Annotated in this window: 15 protein-coding genes; 3 read left to right on the plus strand and 12 right to left on the minus strand. The window is 68.2% G+C overall.

What is annotated here, in order from left to right:
- Window positions 1-4: 4 nt before the first annotated feature.
- The 4 genes from pstB to Q333_RS0104960 all read right to left on the minus strand — a co-directional run bounded on the left by pstB (window position 5) and on the right by Q333_RS0104960 (window position 5,213).
- Complete coding sequence (gene pstB, locus Q333_RS0104945) at window positions 5-925, minus strand: phosphate ABC transporter ATP-binding protein PstB (protein ID WP_029415635.1); 921 nt, start codon at window positions 923-925, stop codon at window positions 5-7.
- Between the two features lie 5 nt (window positions 926-930).
- Window positions 931-2,229: a phosphate ABC transporter permease PstA gene (gene pstA / locus Q333_RS0104950; protein ID WP_029415636.1), complete on the minus strand. Its 1,299-nt coding sequence runs from the start codon at window positions 2,227-2,229 to the stop codon at window positions 931-933.
- Entirely contained in the window at window positions 2,222-3,652 is a 1,431-nt protein-coding gene (gene pstC, locus Q333_RS0104955) for a phosphate ABC transporter permease subunit PstC (protein ID WP_029415637.1), read from the minus strand. The genes pstA and pstC overlap by 8 nt, the downstream gene beginning before the upstream one ends.
- A gap of 145 nt (window positions 3,653-3,797) precedes the next feature.
- On the minus strand, window positions 3,798-5,213 hold the full coding sequence (locus Q333_RS0104960; protein WP_051651134.1) for a sensor histidine kinase: 1,416 nt from the start codon (window positions 5,211-5,213) through the stop codon (window positions 3,798-3,800).
- Between the two features lie 70 nt (window positions 5,214-5,283).
- Between Q333_RS0104960 and Q333_RS0104965 the strand changes: the two genes are divergently transcribed.
- Window positions 5,284-7,668 (plus strand): ATP-binding protein, encoded by a 2,385-nt coding sequence (locus Q333_RS0104965; protein WP_245591483.1) that lies wholly within the window; start codon window positions 5,284-5,286, stop codon window positions 7,666-7,668.
- Between the two features lie 16 nt (window positions 7,669-7,684).
- Here the strand turns inward: Q333_RS0104965 and Q333_RS0104970 are convergent, their stop codons facing one another.
- Both Q333_RS0104970 and aceA read right to left on the minus strand, forming a co-directional pair.
- Window positions 7,685-7,900: a hypothetical protein gene (locus Q333_RS0104970; protein ID WP_029415640.1), complete on the minus strand. Its 216-nt coding sequence runs from the start codon at window positions 7,898-7,900 to the stop codon at window positions 7,685-7,687.
- A 22-nt stretch (window positions 7,901-7,922) separates the two neighbouring features.
- The gene (gene aceA / locus Q333_RS0104975; RefSeq protein WP_029415641.1) at window positions 7,923-9,197 is read right to left on the minus strand and encodes an isocitrate lyase; all 1,275 of its coding nucleotides are present in this window, start codon (window positions 9,195-9,197) and stop codon (window positions 7,923-7,925) included.
- A gap of 220 nt (window positions 9,198-9,417) precedes the next feature.
- On the opposite strand from aceA, the gene Q333_RS0104980 reads away from it, so the two are divergent.
- On the plus strand, window positions 9,418-10,854 hold the full coding sequence (locus Q333_RS0104980; protein ID WP_029415642.1) for a helix-turn-helix domain-containing protein: 1,437 nt from the start codon (window positions 9,418-9,420) through the stop codon (window positions 10,852-10,854).
- Window positions 10,855-10,883: 29 nt separating this feature from the next.
- Here the strand turns inward: Q333_RS0104980 and Q333_RS0104985 are convergent, their stop codons facing one another.
- The 3 genes from Q333_RS0104985 to Q333_RS0104995 form a co-directional block, all read right to left on the minus strand.
- Complete coding sequence (locus Q333_RS0104985; RefSeq protein WP_029415643.1) at window positions 10,884-11,312, minus strand: hypothetical protein; 429 nt, start codon at window positions 11,310-11,312, stop codon at window positions 10,884-10,886.
- Window positions 11,313-11,356: 44 nt separating this feature from the next.
- Window positions 11,357-12,775: a hypothetical protein gene (locus tag Q333_RS0104990; protein ID WP_157072374.1), complete on the minus strand. Its 1,419-nt coding sequence runs from the start codon at window positions 12,773-12,775 to the stop codon at window positions 11,357-11,359.
- 104 nt (window positions 12,776-12,879) lie between these two features.
- The gene (locus Q333_RS0104995) at window positions 12,880-13,860 is read right to left on the minus strand and encodes a helix-turn-helix transcriptional regulator (protein WP_029415645.1); all 981 of its coding nucleotides are present in this window, start codon (window positions 13,858-13,860) and stop codon (window positions 12,880-12,882) included.
- A 112-nt stretch (window positions 13,861-13,972) separates the two neighbouring features.
- On the opposite strand from Q333_RS0104995, the gene Q333_RS0105000 reads away from it, so the two are divergent.
- The gene (locus Q333_RS0105000; RefSeq protein WP_029415646.1) at window positions 13,973-14,218 is read left to right on the plus strand and encodes a hypothetical protein; all 246 of its coding nucleotides are present in this window, start codon (window positions 13,973-13,975) and stop codon (window positions 14,216-14,218) included.
- Window positions 14,219-14,224: 6 nt separating this feature from the next.
- Here Q333_RS0105000 and Q333_RS0105005 read toward each other — a convergent pair whose 3' ends face one another.
- Genes Q333_RS0105005 through Q333_RS0105015 form a run of 3 tightly spaced genes read right to left on the minus strand, consistent with a single transcriptional unit; the run spans window position 14,225 to window position 16,389 of the window.
- The gene (locus Q333_RS0105005) at window positions 14,225-14,647 is read right to left on the minus strand and encodes a DUF1801 domain-containing protein (protein ID WP_029415647.1); all 423 of its coding nucleotides are present in this window, start codon (window positions 14,645-14,647) and stop codon (window positions 14,225-14,227) included.
- 2 nt (window positions 14,648-14,649) lie between these two features.
- Window positions 14,650-16,068, minus strand: a complete 1,419-nt coding sequence (locus Q333_RS0105010; RefSeq protein WP_029415648.1) for an NAD(P)(+) transhydrogenase (Re/Si-specific) subunit beta — start codon at window positions 16,066-16,068, stop codon at window positions 14,650-14,652.
- Between the two features lie 18 nt (window positions 16,069-16,086).
- Window positions 16,087-16,389, minus strand: coding sequence for a hypothetical protein (locus tag Q333_RS0105015; RefSeq protein ID WP_029415649.1), 303 nt, complete (start codon window positions 16,387-16,389; stop codon window positions 16,087-16,089).

Consider the following 16,389-nt stretch of genomic DNA (forward strand, 5'->3'; position numbering starts at 1 on the left):
GCCCTTAGCCGAACCGGCCGGTGATGTAGTCGAGCGTGCGCCGTTCGCGGGGATTCGTGAAGATTTCCTCGGTGTCGCCGTGCTCGACCAGGCGGCCGAGGTGAAAGAAGGCCGTTCGCTGGCTGACGCGGGCGGCCTGGGCCATGGAGTGGGTGACGATGACGATGCAGTAGCGTTCGCGCAGCTCGTCGATCAGCTCCTCGATCTTGGCCGTGGCGATGGGGTCCAGAGCCGAGCAGGGCTCGTCCATCAGGATGACTTCGGGATTGACCGCGATTGCGCGGGCGATGACCAGGCGCTGCTGCTGGCCGCCTGACAGGCCGGTGCCGGCGGTGTGCAGCCGGTCTGCGACCTCGTCCCACAGGCCGGCGCGCTTGAGCGACGCCTCGACGATGCCGTCCATCTCCGCCTTAGAGTTCGTCAGGCCGTGGATGCGCGGGCCGTAGGCGACGTTCTCGTAGATGGTCTTGGGAAAGGGGTTCGGCTTCTGGAACACCATCCCCACCTGGGCGCGCAGAAGCACGGGGTCGACCGAGCGGGCGTTGACGTCCTGGCCGTCCATCAGGATCTGGCCGGTCACCTTGGCGCCCTGGATGGTGTCGTTCATCCGGTTGATGCAGCGCAGGAAGGTGGACTTGCCGCAGCCCGACGGGCCAATGAAGGCGGTGACTGTCTTGTCCGGGATGTCCAGGCTGATGCCGTGCAGCGCCTGCTTCTCGCCGTAGAAGACCGAGATGTCGCGCGCAGCGATCTTGGTCGGGCCGACCGGCGCCTTGGGGGCGGTGACAGTGGGCGTGAAGGACTCCTCGGACGCGGCCTCGCCCTGCGGCAGGACGGTCTCATCGCGACGGTTGGCGTCGGCCGTGGGCTCGGCGGTCGTGCCGCCCTCGCGGCCGTCGGGGCTGCGGAAGAAGGGGAGTTTCATTGCACTTACCACCGGCGTTCGAACCGCCGGCGCAGCAGGATGGCGGCGGCGTTCATGACGATCATGAAGGCGAGGAGAACCAGGATCGCGGCGGCTGTCCGTTCGTGGAAGGCCAGCTCGGATGCGTTCTCCCAGATGTAGACGAGCGACGGCAGGGCGCCCGCCGGCTCGGTGATGGCGCCCGGGATGCCCGGCACGAAGCTGACCATGCCGATCAACAAGAGCGGCGCGGTCTCGCCGAGCGCATGGGCCATGGAGATGATGGTGCCCGTCATGACGCCCGGCATGGCCAGGGGCAGGACGTGGTGGAAGACTGTCTGTGTCTTGGACGCGCCCATGGCCAGCGCGGCCTCGCGGATCGAGGGCGGCACCGCCTTCAGCGACGACCGCGTGGCGATGATGATGGTCGGCAGCGCCATGAGCGCCAGCACCAGCCCCCCGACCAGCGGCGAGGAGCGCGGCAGGTGGGCGACATTGATGAAGAGGGCCAGACCCAGTAGGCCGTAGACGATCGACGGCACCGCCGCGAGGTTGTTGATGTTGACCTCGATCAGGTCGGTGATCCGGCCCTTCCGGGCGAACTCTTCCAGATAAACCGCCGCGCCGACGCCCAGCGGAATGGCGATCAGCGCCGTGACGAGCAGCATCAGCGCCGAGCCGACGACGGCGCCCAGAACACCAGCCAGCTCCGGCTCGGTCGAGTCGCCTTGCGTGAACAGCAGGCTGTTGAAGCCGGTGGTGACAGTGCCGTCGCGCTTGAGCGCATCCAGCCAGTCCATCTGCTGATCCGAGATGCGGCGCAGTTCGGCGGGCTCAGACCGCTTGATCTTGCCCTTCAGATAGAGGTCGGCGTCGTCCGACACCGGCGCGGTGATCTGGACCGTCTGGCCGATCACCGAGGGGTCCTCGCGCACCAGTTGGGCGGCGCGGAACTTGAGCTCGGAGGACAGCAGGGTGCGATAGGCGTTGGCCTGCGTCCCCTGGGCGTCGTCGGTCACGCCCATGGCCGCCAGCCGCTGCTGCGCCACCATCAGCTGAAAGTTGGTGCCCTGCGGATAGTCGCGGTCGATGCGGGCCGGGTCCATGTAGACCGGCACGGTGATCTGGTTGGCGTAGAAGGCCGTGTGCCCCTGCTCGATGATGCGGCCGAGCAGCAGCACGAGGAACCCGAGCGCAACCGCGATGGCCAGAAGGCCATAGGTGCGGAACCGCGCCTCACGGGCATAGCGGCGCTTCAGCCCCTTCTGCAGGGCGTCGGCGCGGGCCGCGCGGACCGCGCCGGGATCGACGGTCGCGTCAGTCATACTGTTCCCGATAGGTCTGGACGATCCGCTGGGCGACGATGTTCAGCAGCAGGGTCACGAGGAACAGCGTCAGGCCGAGGCCGAAGGCGGCGAGCGTCTTGGCGCTGTCGAACTCCTGATCGCCGGTCAGAAGCGTCACGATCTGCACGGTGACGGTGGTGACGGTGTCGAGCGGATTGAAGGTCAGGTTGGCTGCCAGACCCGCCGCCATGGTCACGATCATGGTCTCACCGATGGCCCGCGACACGGCCAGCAGCAGCGCACCTGCGATACCCGGAAGCGCGGCGGGAAGGAGGACGCGGCTGACGGTCTCGGACTTGGTCGCGCCCATCGCGTAGGAGCCGTCGCGCAGACTCTGCGGCACGGCGTTGATGATGTCGTCCGACAGCGAGGACACGAACGGGATCAGCATGATCCCCATGACGGCACCCGCGACCAGGGCCATCTGGTTCTGAACCAGCATCAGATACTGCCCGAGCCCATCCAGCGGCCCGCCAACCAGAAGGGCCCCGAAGCCGTTAAAGAACTCGCGGAAGGCCGGCCCGACCGTCAGGGCGGCGAAGAAGCCGTAGACCACGGTCGGAACGCCCGCGAGCACCTCCAGCAGGGGCTTGACCACGCCGCGCGTCACCGGCCCGGCGTATTCCGAGAGATAGATGGCCGAGAACAGGCCGACCGGCGCCGCCACCGCCATGGCGATCAGCATGATCAGGAAGGTGCCGGCGAACAGCGGAACGGCGCCGAAGGCCCCAGTCGACCCGACCTGGTCGGCGCGGATGGCGGTCTGGGGGCTCCACTGGGTGCCGAACAGGAACTCGGTCACCGGCACCCGCTCGAAGAAGCGCAGGGCGTCGAACAAGAGCGAGAAGACGATGCCCACGGTCGTCAGGATGGCGACCACCGAGCAGGCGAACAGCAAGGCCCCGATCCAGGTCTCGACGCGGTTCCGCGCCCGCATGTTCGGCCCAATCTGGGCGAAGGCGAGCAGGCCGCCCAGCACCGCCGCGATCAGGGCTCCGGCGATGGAGCCCCACAGCAGGGTCCGCTGGATGCTGGCCGACCGCGCGGCCTCGGACTGGAGCAGAGTGTCGAACGGCGCGTCCCAGGTCTGGAACGGGCGCTGGCCCTCGCCCAGCAGGCGGGCGTCGTTCAGGAAGGCGTCGCGCCGGAACGGCTCCATCTCCTGCACCGCCTCGGGCAAGCCTGCGGACACCAGGTTCTGGCTGACCGGCCCGGAGAAGATCCCGGCCAGGATGATGATGGCCAGCGCCGGAACCGCCACCCAGATCAAGGCGTAGTAGCCGTGCTGCTGGGGCCGGGAATGCGGCTTGGCCCCGGCGAACCGGCGCTTGGCCACGGCCAGGCCGACCGCATAGGCGGCGAGGGCCAGAACGGCGACCACGGGAATCAGAAACCAGATCATCAGGCCCCTAGCGACACGCGCCGGAATCAGAGGGCGCGCCGATCATCGGCCCGTCTCGCGGCGGAAACTGCCCTCGGATGGTCAGCGGATTAGGACGGTTCCATGACAGTTCTGCAAAGGCGACGGTCGGCCTGTCGCGCCCCCGTCACGCGGCGTTCAAGGTCGCATGGCCCACGACGGAAAGCGCTGCCGGCTGCGGGAAGTAGGCGACCAGAACCGTGCCCTCACCGGGGATGCTCTCGACCACGAGGCCACCTCGGTGCCGGTTGACGATGTGCTTGACGATGGCGAGCCCGAGCCCTGTCCCCGGCCGGTCCCCGCTCTTCTGGCCTTCCACGCGATAGAAGCGTTCGGTCAGACGCGGCAGATGCTCGCGCTGCATGCCCGGCCCGTGGTCACGCACGGCGACGGCGACGTACCGAGCGCCGGGATCGCGGTCCGGCGTCAGCAGCGACAGCCGCGTCGCGCCGGGCAGCCTCGCCGCTCCAGCGGCGTCGGCGTCGAGGTCGCCCCGAATGGTAAGCTCGACCATGCCTCCGACCGGCGAGTATTTGATGGCGTTGTCCGTCAGGTTCTGGATCACCTGGACGATCTCGTCGCGGTCGCCGGTGATGCGCGCCTCGCCCGGCGGCGTGTCCAGCAGCACCGTCACGCCCTTCTCCTGCGACAGCACGCTGACCGCGTCGACCACGTCCGACGCAGCCCGCGCCACATCGACCCGGCCCGAGGGCGGAATGTGCTCGTTCAGCTCGATGCGGCTGAGCGACAGCAGGTCCGCGACCAGACGGCTCATGCGGTTGGCCTGGGTCGCCATGATGTCGAGAAAGCGGTCCCGCGCGACCATGTCGTCACGCGCATGGCCCTTCAGCGTCTCGATAAAGCCGCTCAGCGAAGCCAGCGGCGTGCGGAGCTCGTGGCTGGCGTTGGCCAGGAAGTCGACCCGCATCAGCTCCATGCGCCGCACGTCGGTCTCGTCGCGCAGGCCCAGGATCGCCGTCGGCCGCCCGCCGCGATTGCCAGCCAGAGGCCGGACCCAAGCCTTCCAGTGCCGCTCTCGCGACCCTGCGGCCGTATAGTCCGTGGTCCGACTGACCCCGCCGAACAACGCCTCGTCCACGGCCTCCAGCACGCCGGGATCGCGCATCGCCGAGACCAGCAGCCCGCCTTCACGCGGAATACGCAGCAGGTCCCGCGCGGCGCTGTTGGCCAGCACAATCCGGCGCCCCGCGATATCGTCGGCCTCGCCGCCCGAGACGATCATGATGGGATCATCCAGCGCCTCGAACACCGCCTCCAGAAGCCGCGCGTCCTCACCATCCGCCGTCGGCACCACGGTCATCACGCCCGGCTCCTGCGCTGTGGAACCCGCCGTCGGCCGACTTCCAAGCCAGGTCACCACGCCCACCAGCGCCGCACCGGCGAGCAGCCACATCGCCATATCGGGCCGCGCGGCCGCCAGCAGCAGCATGATGACAACGGCCACGCCGCCGGTCGTACTGGCTGTCCACAGCCGGGAACTGGGGAGAGGCGCGACGGGCGAAGGGCTATCGGAATAGGGCATCAGTCATCCGGCCGGGCCAGAGCCGGCGCTCTCGATTCGGCCGACCCTAGCATCAGGGCGCGGCGGGACCATGACGGATGCGAGGCGCCATTTACATCGGTTACAGGGCGCGACCGCTTTTTTTACCTCTTGGCGTCACGATGACCCGGAACATCGGGGGACGCCGCGTTTGGATTGGCTCATCGATTACCTGACGGTCCAGCATGACTGGCGGCTGGTGCTGCTGGCGGCGGGCGTGTGCGTAACCGGCCTGGCGACCTGCATCACCCTGATCGGGATGGCGCGGCGTGCGGCCTCGCGTCGCCGCGCGGTCGTTGGGGCTGTGGCCGGGCTTGTTGGCGGTCTGGCCATCTGGGCCACCCACTTCCTGGCCATGCTGGCCTATGTATCGGATGCCCGCCTCTATTACTCAGCGGCCGAGACCCTGGCGTCTCTGGGCATCGTCGTCGTCGGTATGATGCTCGGCATCGCACTGGCGCTCGATAACAATCGGCGGAGCACGAGGGTCCTGGTTGCACTGGTCGCCGCCTCCAGCGTCGCGGCGATGCATTTCATCGGCATGGCCGCAATCCGCCTGGATGGGGCCATTGTGGTCTGGAGCATCAAAGGCGCAGCCGCCTCGGTGATCGTCAGCACCCTGCTCGCCCTCTGCACGGCAGCCTGGGCCAACCGCGACGGCTGGTGGCGCGTTCCCGCCAACACCACCTTCGGAGTGCTCAGCGTCTGCGCTCTGCACTTCGGCACGATGTCCTCCTTCGAAATCCTGCCCGATCCAACGGCAGTGCACCCCTACACTGCGATGTCGGAATTCGGCTTGCTGAATTGGGTGGTCGCTGGCGCAACCCTGGTCGTCGCCATCGCCGGCATCGTGACCGGGCTTGGGATCTGGGGCCGCAACACTGCGCTGAGCCAGTTGCGCGAAGCCATCGACACCATGCCAGACGGCCTCGGCTTCTACGATGCTGACGATCAGCTGATCATCTGGAACGCCCGATATGCCGAGGTCAATGCCGAGCTCGCCGACGCGCTTGGGGTCGGCATCAAGTTCCGCGACATGCTGAAGCTCGGCTTGGACCAAGGGCTCTATCCGGAGGCCATCGGGCGCGAAGAGGACTGGATCGAAGAGCGGCTGGCTGCCAGGTCGCGCCTGTCCAACAGCACAGAGCAGCAGTTGTCCGGCGATCGTTGGCTACGCATCCAGGATCGCCGCACCGCCCTCGGAGGCATCGTCACTGTCGTCAACGACATCACCGACCTGAAGCGCGATGGCAAGGCCTTGGCCGAGGCCAGGGATGCGGCTGAGCAGGCAAATCGAGCCAAGTCGGAGTTCCTGGCCAACATGAGCCATGAAATCCGTACGCCGCTGAACGGCATCATCGGCCTGACGCAGGCCCTGGCCAAGACGCAACTGGATCTTCACCAGCGCGAAATGCTGGATCTGATACAGTCCTCCGGCCACACCCTTAAAACGCTGCTGAGCGACATTCTCGACCTTGCTAGGGTCGAGTCCGGACGCCTGGAAATTGCCGACGAGCCCTATGACCTGGGCCGGGCGATCCGCGAGGCAGCGCAACTTTATCGTGTGCCTGCGGCCGACAAGGGACTTCAATTCTTCGTCGAGATCGATGAGGCCGCAGCAGGCTGGGCACGCGGCGACGTCGTACGCGTCAAGCAAATTCTGACCAATCTGGTATCAAACGCCGTCAAGTTCACGGCCCAGGGTTTCGTCAGCCTGACCGCGACAGCGGGCCGCGATGGCAGCGGCAATCCGGTGCTGCGCTTCACGGTCGAAGACACGGGCGTTGGCTTCGACGCGCAGACCAAGGCGCGGCTGTTCACACGTTTCGAGCAGGCCGACGGCACGATCACCCGCCGGTTCGGCGGCACGGGTCTTGGTCTGGCTATATGTCGCCAGCTCGCCGACATGATGGGTGGCTCGCTGGACTGCGAGAGCGAGCCGGGCGGAGGCTCAACCTTCATCCTGACACTACCGCTGATCCGGGCCGAAGGCCCGGCTGTGGAACCGATCGCCGTCGCCGCGACCGCCGAACCGGATGCCCAGCGCACCAAAGTTCTGATCGCCGACGACCACCCGACCAACCGCAAGGTGGTCGAACTGATCCTTGGAACCGCCGCCGTGGACCTGACCTCCGTCGAGGACGGGGCCCAGGCGCTGGAGGCGGCCAAGGCGCAGGCGTTCGACCTGATCCTGATGGACATGCAGATGCCCGTCATGGACGGGCTGACGGCGGTGCGCGAACTGCGCAAGCACGAGGCCGCGACGGGGGCCAAGCGCACGCCGATCGTGATGCTGACGGCCAACGCCCTGCCCGATCACATCGCGGCGGGTCAGGCGGCGGGCGCCGACCGCCATCTGGCCAAGCCGTTCGACGCAGCAGAGCTGCTGGCCCTGGTCGGAGAACTTGGCGGCGAAGGTCGCGCCCTCGCCGCCTAAGCCCTTCGGGGGAAGTCTATTCGTAGCCGTGGGCGGCTTCGTTGATGACCTGGCTGGGCATCTTGGAAAAATCGACCGCGATCGGGGCGGTCGCGGCGGCCTTGGCCTGGAAGGTCTTGATGACGTGTTCCAGGCGGCGGCGCACCTCCTGCTCGGCCTCGGCGCCGGGTTCGAGGTTCAGGGGGGCCAGGCAGAAGTCGATGATGGCCTGGGGTCTGCTGAGCGGTTCCATGGGTTGTTTCCTTTCAGTCTGATCAGGCCGCGAACTGCGCGGTTTCGGTCGAGTCCTTCAGCGCCGTCGTGGATGACGTGCCGTTGGAGATGACGGTGGCCACCTGGTCGAAGTAGCCGGTGCCGACCTCGCGCTGGTGACGCGTGGCCGTGTAGCCGATGGCCTCGTTGGCGAACTCGCGCTGTTGCAGCTCCGAATAGGCCGCCATGCCGCGGTCGCGGTAGCCATCGGCCAGCTCGAACATCGAGTTGTTGAGCGCGTGGAACCCGGCGAGCGTCACGAACTGGAACTTGTAGCCCATGGCCCCCAGCTCGCGCTGGAACTTGGCGATGGTGGCGTCGTCAAGCTTGGCCTTCCAGTTGAAGGAGGGCGAGCAGTTGTAGGCCATCAGCTTGCCCGGATACTGCTTCTGGACCGCCTCGGCGAACTTCTTCGCATCGTCCAGATCGGGGTGCGAGGTCTCCCACCACAGCAGGTCCGCGATCTTGGCGTAGGACAGGCCGCGCGCGATGCAGTGCTCCAGCCCCGTGCCTTCCTTGAGGCGATAGAAGCCTTCGACCGTGCGGTTGTCGCGGTCGATGAAGGGGTGGTCGCGCTCGTCGATGTCCGAGGTGATCAGCTGGGCGCTCTCGGCGTCGGTGCGGGCGACGGTGATCGTCGGCGCGCCCATGACGTCGGCGGCGAGGCGCGCGGCGATCAGGTTGCGCTCATGGGCCTGGGTCGGGATCAGGACCTTGCCGCCCAGGTGGCCGCATTTCTTTTCCGACGCCAGCTGGTCCTCGAAGTGGACGCCGGCGGCGCCCGCCTCGATGAAGGCCTTCATGATCTCGAAGCTGTTCAGCGGCCCGCCGAAGCCGGCCTCGGCGTCGGCGACGATCGGCACGAACCAGTCGCGCTTGGCCCCGCCCTCGGCGTGCTCGATCTGGTCGGCGCGCTGCAGGGTGCGGTTGATGCGGCGGCACAGCTCGGGCGCGGCGTTGGCCGGATACAGCGACTGGTCCGGATACATGGCCCCGGCGGTGTTGGCGTCGGCCGCGACCTGCCAGCCCGACAGATAGATAGCCTTCAGGCCCGCGCGGACCATCTGCATGGCCTGGTTGCCGGTCACGGCGCCCAGGGCGTTGATGTAGGGCTCGGAGTGCAGCAGCTCCCACAGGCGGTTGGCGCCGCGTTCGGCCAGGGTGTGGGTGATCGGCACCGAGCCGCGCAGACGCAGGACGTCCTCGGGCGTGTAGGGGCGCTCGATGCCGTCGAAGCGGCCGGCGGGGGCGGGAACGAGGTCGGCGAAGGTCGTCATGGCGGGCTCTCGAGGTCGATGCGGTGGGACGAAGGTCGTCCGGTGCGCCTAGAGAACACGCGGTTGTCGGATTTGATACAGCCGAGCGGCTCGGTGCAGTGTCAGTTTGTCATGATATGACATTGGCTGATCAGTGATGATATGACAAAGTCGCGCCCGTCTCGCCGAAGGCTGGCACCAAGCGGTTGTTTGAATGGCCTTCGGCCAAAAGGAAAAGCGCATGGACGTCGCGGTTGACCGGAAGCTGTTCCTCGGGGCTCGCCTCAAGCGCCTGCGGCGTGAGCGGGGGCTGACGCAGACGGCGATGGCCGGCGACCTGGGAGTCTCGCCCAGCTATCTGAACCATATCGAGCGGAACCAGCGCCCGGTCACGGCCCAGCTGCTGCTGAGGCTGGCGGAGACCTATGACGTCGACCTGCGCGCGCTCGGCCAGGCCGGACCGGCGGGGGAGCAGGCCCTGGCCGAGGTGCTGGCCGATCCCCTGTTCCAGGGCCTCGATACGCCGCGCCACGAACTGCTGACCCTGACCGAGGAAGCCCCCGGCGCCGCCGAGGCCCTGCTGCGCCTCTACCGCGCCTTCACCGAGCAGAGGGACCGCGCCCGCGCCGCCCTGATCGAGGGCGCCGCCGCCGAAGGCCCCTCCCCGTCCGACTGGGTCCGCGACTGGATCCAGAGCCGGTCGAACTATTTTCCCGAACTGGATGGGCTGGGCGAGACGCTGCACGCGTCGCTCGACCCCACCATGACCGGCGAGGGGTGCGAGGCCCTGGCCCGGGCGCGGTTGGCGCAGCGGCACAATCTGACGGTCAAGGTCATGCCCGCCGAGGTCATGGTGGAATGGACCCGTCGTTTCGATCCACATCGGCGCCGGCTGCTGCTGTCGGAGACGCTGGACCCGTCCAGCCGCGCCTTCGCCATCGTCTATCAGCTGGCGCTGGCCGAGCACGAGGCCGAGCTGAACGCCATGGTCGACGCGGCGCGGGCCCCGGATGCGGCGACGGCCGCCCTGTTGAAGGTGTCGCTGACCAACACGCTGGCCGCCGCCATCCTGATGCCCTACGCCGCCTTTCAGCGGCTGGCCGAGGCGACGGGATACGACATCGCGCGGCTGCAGGCGCGGTTCTCGGTGTCGTTCGAGCAGGTGGCGCACCGCCTGACGACGCTCAGCCGCCCCACCGCCCGGGGCGTCCCTTTCTTCCTGATCCGGGTGGATCAGGCGGGCAATGTCTCCAAACGCTATGCCTCCGGCGCCTTCCCCTTCGCCCGGTTCGGCGGGGCCTGTCCCCGGTGGAAGCTGCACAGCGCGTTTCGGACGCCCGGGCGGCTGGTCACCCAGATCATCGAGACGCCCGACGGGAACCGCTGGTTCACGCTCGCCCGTACCGTGGACCGGCAGGGGGCGCTGCAGGCGCAGGGGGGACAGGGCGAACGCTATGACCTGGCCATCGGCCTGGGCTGTGAGCTGAAGGAGGCGAAGCGGCTGGCTTATGCGCGGGGGCTGGATCTGGCCGCGCCAGAGGTCACGCCTATCGGCCCGGCCTGCCGCCTGTGCCACCGCCACCCCTGCGCCCAGCGCGCGGCCCCGCCGGTCGATCGCCCGCTGAAGGTCGACGACTGGTCCAAGTCGGTCAGCCCCTATCCGTTCGGGGCGGGGTGAGAGTCGCGAAAAAGCGACTCTCACTTCTCTCACTTGCCCCTGGACTCAGCGATCATTTCCGCCACGCGGGCCTTGTAGGCCGCCCATTGCTCGGCCGGGTCGGGGTCCTCGGCGTGTATGGCGGCGGCCTGCTCGCGTCGGACGACGTCGCAGAGCGACTCGTGAACACGGAGCCACCGCTGGGCCTCGGCCGCCCGTCCGTGATCCATCGCCCGGACCATGCGTCGCCAGGCCTTGTCGCGCGTCACGGCCGTCGGCTCGACCGGCGCTTCAGGATCGACCGGCTCGGGCGCCGGGGAGGTCGCGTCGCGCCTCAACCAGCCCTCGGCGGCGGCGCGCCGCCAGAAGGTCGAGGGGGCGAGATCGAACTCGCGGCAGACGAAACTGCCGGTCGCGCCGGAGAGATAGGCGTCGCGTGCGTGGGTCCAGATGTCGTCGGTGGGGGCTGCGTCGGTCATGGCGCGCAGACTGACATGCCGATACGTCAGAATCGGACGTAGGCTCAGTCCGCGAGAATCACCCGGCCGCCCTCATGCCGATGCGCGACGCCTGTGGCCTGAAATATGGCCGCGATATCGGCGGCCGGGTCGCCGCCGCCTTGGTCCAACATGCGCTCGATCGTCTGGCGCAAGGCCGGGTCACCGGTCGCCTGGGTGAAGGCGGTCAGCCATTCATCGCGGGTCAGAATGCCGTCGGTCTGGGTGGCGCGGAAGTCGCGCAGGATGTCGAACCAGTCGCCGCCGTCGGACGCCCGCCGGGCGGCTTCGAACGCCAGGGCCCAGACGGCGCCGCAGGCGTAGAAGGCGCGGTTGTCGCCCCGATCCCCCGCCTCGGCCAACGGACCGATGGCGACGAGGGCGATGCAGTCGTCGACCGATCGCTGCAGCACCGGATCGCCGTTGTATCCGGAGTCGAGCGAGGAGATGGCGCGCACGGCCATCAAGTCGGCCCCGCCCTCGGTGATCCAGGCGTCGCGGGCCGCCGCATACCGCAGACCTTGGCTGCCTAGCCAGAAATGCCCCGCTTCGTGGCCGATGAACCAGCGCCCGGTGTCAAGCACGCGACGGGAGCGGTCCAGCACGCCTTCCCCCTGAAAATCCATGACGATCAGATTGGGCAGGACGCTGCCGGCCATGCTGGTCATGCCCTCGGTCGGGCCGCTCCAGCTGACCATGAGGGTCGGGAGATCCCCGGCGCGCGGGCCGATCCGGTCGGCGTAGAAGGCGAGCACCAGAGGCGTGAAGTCACTGAGCTCGCTGACGAGCCAGGTCGGCAGGCCGGGATCAAAGATGGCGGCCACCGCGCTGCCCCCCACGGCCTCGCCCTGACCGAAGTAGACGTAGGTTCCCGCGTCCGAGGCCGAGGCCACCTCCGCGCGCTGTCCGCGGAACAGCACCGGACCGGAGGTGTCGCGCCAAGTCACCCAGGTTGGGCCGAAGGAGAAATCGAACCCGTTGAGATCGCGCGGCAGGTCGGCAGCCGCCTGCGCCGACTCCAGCGGGATCAGGTCGAACTGCTCGGTGAACAAGGCGACGGCCCCATCGGAGAAGACGAGCGAGGGCGAATACTCCGCCTCCAGGTCACCCCCGGCCGGATGCATGAGGATACGGATGCGGCGCGGCAGGGGCTGGCCGTCGATGGACCGCAGCACGTCGTAGGCGCCGATCCGGTCGAGCACGACGCCGGGCGTCTGGACCGTCCAGCGCTCGCGGCGCCAGGCGCGGCGGCCTTCGCGCGTCAGGGCGGAGACCTGGAAGGCGTAGGCCGGGCGATCCAGAGTGAACTCATAGTCGACGGTGAAGGCGTCGCCCTCGCGCACGACCGAGACCTCGGCGAGACGGGGTGCGGCATCCTGCGTGGCCGCATGAACCGCAGGGGCGAACATCAGGGCCAGGGCGGCGGTCAGGATCAGCGGCTTCATCGACATTCCCCCGGTCTTAGGACCCGCCAAGGGCTAGGGTGGGACTGGCGCAGCGTCACCTTACGCTTTGCTCATGCTTGCGGCGTCGGCGAGGCTCAGAGGCCTCACACCAGAGCCCGCTTCGCCGCCGCGATCTCCTCGGCCATGACGGACTTGAGGCGGTCCGGCGCGAGGATGGTGATCTGATCGCCCCAGGTGAACAGGTGCCAGGCCAGCTCGCGCATGCCCGACGCGCGGAAGCGGACGAGGACGGCGCCGTCGGGCTGATCCTCAAGCTCTTGCGTCGGGTGCCAGCGCCAGCCGCGGGCCTCGGCGGCCTTTTCACCGGGGGCGACGCGCAGAACCACGTCTTCGACCTGGTCCTGATAGATGCCGAAGGACTGGCTGGCGAAGGCGGCGAGGTCGAAGTCCTCGGGCGGGGGGGCCAGGCCTTCCTGACGCTCCACCGCGCTCATGCGGTCCAGGCGGAAGGTCTGGATGCGACCCGTCTCGCGGTCGGCGGCCACCAGATAGTTGGCGCGGCCGAACATGAGGCCGCAAGGGGCGACGGAGCGGCGGCGCGGCTCGGCGTTCGGGCGGCTGTAGGTGAAGCCCAGCGGCGACTGGGCGAGGACCGCGGCGCGGATGGTGGCCAGCATGGCCTCATCGGCCGTCGGGCGGGGACCGGCCTGGACGGCGATGGTCTCGGCGCGGACCAGGGCTTCCAGATCCGGGGCCATGCGGTTGAGCGCTGTGGACCGCATCGCCGCCTTCAGCTTGCGTTCCAGGCTCTCCAGCGCGGCGGCGCGAGCCGGTTCGCCCGACGCCCGCAGGGTCTGGGCCGCCTTGGTCAGCTCCAGCATCTCGGTCGCCGTGGGAGCCTGTTCGAAGGCCGATAGCCCGCCCCGGATACGCCACCGTTTATGAGGGGGATCGAACACCTCCTCCGCCGTCGGGAACAGGGCGATGACCGCGTCGCGCATGCGCTCGGCCGTGCGGCGGGCGACGCCGATCTCGCGCGCCATGTCGTCCAGCGTCAGCCCCTCGGCCGAGGCGGCCATGCGCCGCGCCAGTTCGATCAGCTGGAACGCCTTGTCGTGGCGCATCTCAGGAGCCTCGTGAAAAAAGAACGCAGACGGAACGCGATACGTCCGTTTTTGACGTATCACGCATCCACAGTCTCCTCAACGGCACGACGCCGAACCCGGAGACAGACAAATGGCCCGCATGTTCGCCCCCCGCCCCGCCACCTTCAGCCCCGCCGCCGCCGTGGCCGCCAACCGCTATCTGATCGTGCCCTGCGAGGCCGACGGCTGCGGCGACCTGGCGGTCATCTGGGACCGGCTGGAGGAACAGGTCATCGACGTGATCGATGCGCGAGCCAGCGCCCGCTACTCCGACGAGGACGCCCTGTGGGACGAGGCGCGCGGGGGTGTGGAGCAAGAGTGGCGGATGGCGGCGTGACGCCCCTCAATCCGGATGGCGATCCTTCAGCGTCTTCATGCTCCACTTGGCCATCTCGGCGATGACGCCGGTGTCCACGTCGGCCAGACGGTTCAGATAGATGCAGGCCTTGCCGACCTTGTGCTTGCCCAGCCGCGCGAGGAAGTCGTTCCGCCCGTCGCCATAGGCGGCCATGTAGAGCACGAGATTGGCCTTCCGCGGAGAGAAACCGACCAGCGGCGCCTCGCCGGAATGGCCGCTGTCGTAGGTATAGCGATACTTGCCGAACCCGATGATCGACGGCCCCCACATGACGGGCGGGTGGCCGGTGGCCTCCGCCAGCAGGGCGAGGACGGCATGGGCGTCCTCGCGCCGGCCGGGATGATCGACGGAGTCGATAAAGGCCTCGGGCGAGACGGGCGTGGGTTTGGTCTTGGCTTCATAGGCCATCGTCAGAGCCCCTTCACGATCCCTTCGACCATCTTCTTGGCGTCGGCGAACAGCATCATGGTGTTGTCGCGGAAGAAGAGCTCGTTCTCCACCCCCGCATAGCCCGCCGCCATGCCGCGCTTGATGAACAGGACGGTGCCGGCCTTCTCGACGTCCAGGATCGGCATGCCGAAGATGGGGCTCTGGGGGTCGGTCTTGGCGGCGGGGTTGGTGACGTCGTTGGCGCCGATGACGAAGGCGACGTCGGCGGTGGCGAACTCGGCGTTGATGTCCTCAAGCTCGAAGACCTCGTCGTAGGGCACGTTGGCCTCGGCCAAGAGCACGTTCATGTGGCCCGGCATGCGGCCGGCGACGGGGTGAATGGCGTATTTCACCTCGACGCCCTCCTCCTTCAGCTTGTCGGCCATTTCGCGCAGCGCATGCTGGGCCTGGGCCACCGCCATGCCGTAGCCGGGCACGATGATGACCTTCGAGGCGTTTTTCATGATGAAGGCGGCGTCGTCGGCAGAGCCCTGCTTGACCGGACGGGTCTCGACCTTGCCGCCCGCGCCCGCGGCCGCGTCTCCCCCGCCGAAGCCCCCCAGGATGACCGATATGAAGCTCCGGTTCATGCCCTTGCACATGATGTAGGACAGGATCGCGCCCGAGCTGCCGACCAGGGCCCCGGTGATGATCAGGGCGATGTTCTCCAGCGTGAAGCCCAGCGCCGCCGCCGCCCAGCCGGAATAGCTGTTCAGCATCGACACCACGACCGGCATGTCGGCCCCGCCGATGGGGATGATCAGGGTCGCGCCGAGGATCAGCGCGATGGCGAAGATGCCCCAGAAGGCCCAGATCGCTGTGCCGCCCGAGCCGATCATGATGCCGATCAGGAAGATCAGGGCCAGCGCCAGGGCGATGTTGATCAGGTGCCGGGCGGGCAGGAGGATCGGCGCGCCCGACATGTTGCCGTTCAGCTTGGCGAACGCGATCACCGAGCCGGTGAAGGTGACGGCCCCGATGGCGACGCCGAGCGCCAGCTCGACGATCGACAGCATCTTGATGCCGCCGTCCTCGGTGGCGATGCCGAAGCTCTCGGGCGCATAGACTGCGCCGACCGCGACCAGACAGGCGGCCATGCCGACGAGGCTGTGGAAGGCCGCGACCAGCTGGGGCATGTCGGTCATGGCGACGCGCTTGGCGATCAGGGCCCCGGCCCCGCCGCCGACGATCACGCCGCCCGCCAGAAGCGCCAGCGTCAGGGGATCGAGCGCTCCGGTCGTGCCGAGCGTCAGCAGTGTGATCCCGACGGCCAGCGCCATGCCGACCATGCCGAAGGTGTTGCCCTGACGGCTGGTCTCCGGGCTCGACAGACCCCGCAGCGACAAGATGAAGAGGACGCCGGCGGCCAGATAGGCCAGGGCCGCGATGGATGCGTTCAACGTCTGTCCCCCGTCATTTCAGTGTCCTTGCGCCCCGCCCGCCGTGCGCCCCAGCCGCCACAGGGCGGCGGCGATGAACAGCGGGCCGAGCAGACTCATGGCCCAGTCGAACGGCGTCATGGCGCGCTCCTGCACCACGATCCGCGCCAGAATACCTGCGAAAAGCAGGATGACGCCGCAGTCCCGCAGACGCAGCTTCTGGATCGCGTCCTTCTCGCCCAGCCAGCTCCACAGCCACAGGCCCAGGCCGATGCCCGTGGCGATCCACGAGACAGTCTGGGCCACGGCGACCGGGCTGGCGAACAGGGCGTCGGCGGTCAT

The organism is Brevundimonas bacteroides DSM 4726 (assembly GCF_000701445.1).
Classification (GTDB): domain Bacteria; phylum Pseudomonadota; class Alphaproteobacteria; order Caulobacterales; family Caulobacteraceae; genus Brevundimonas; species Brevundimonas bacteroides.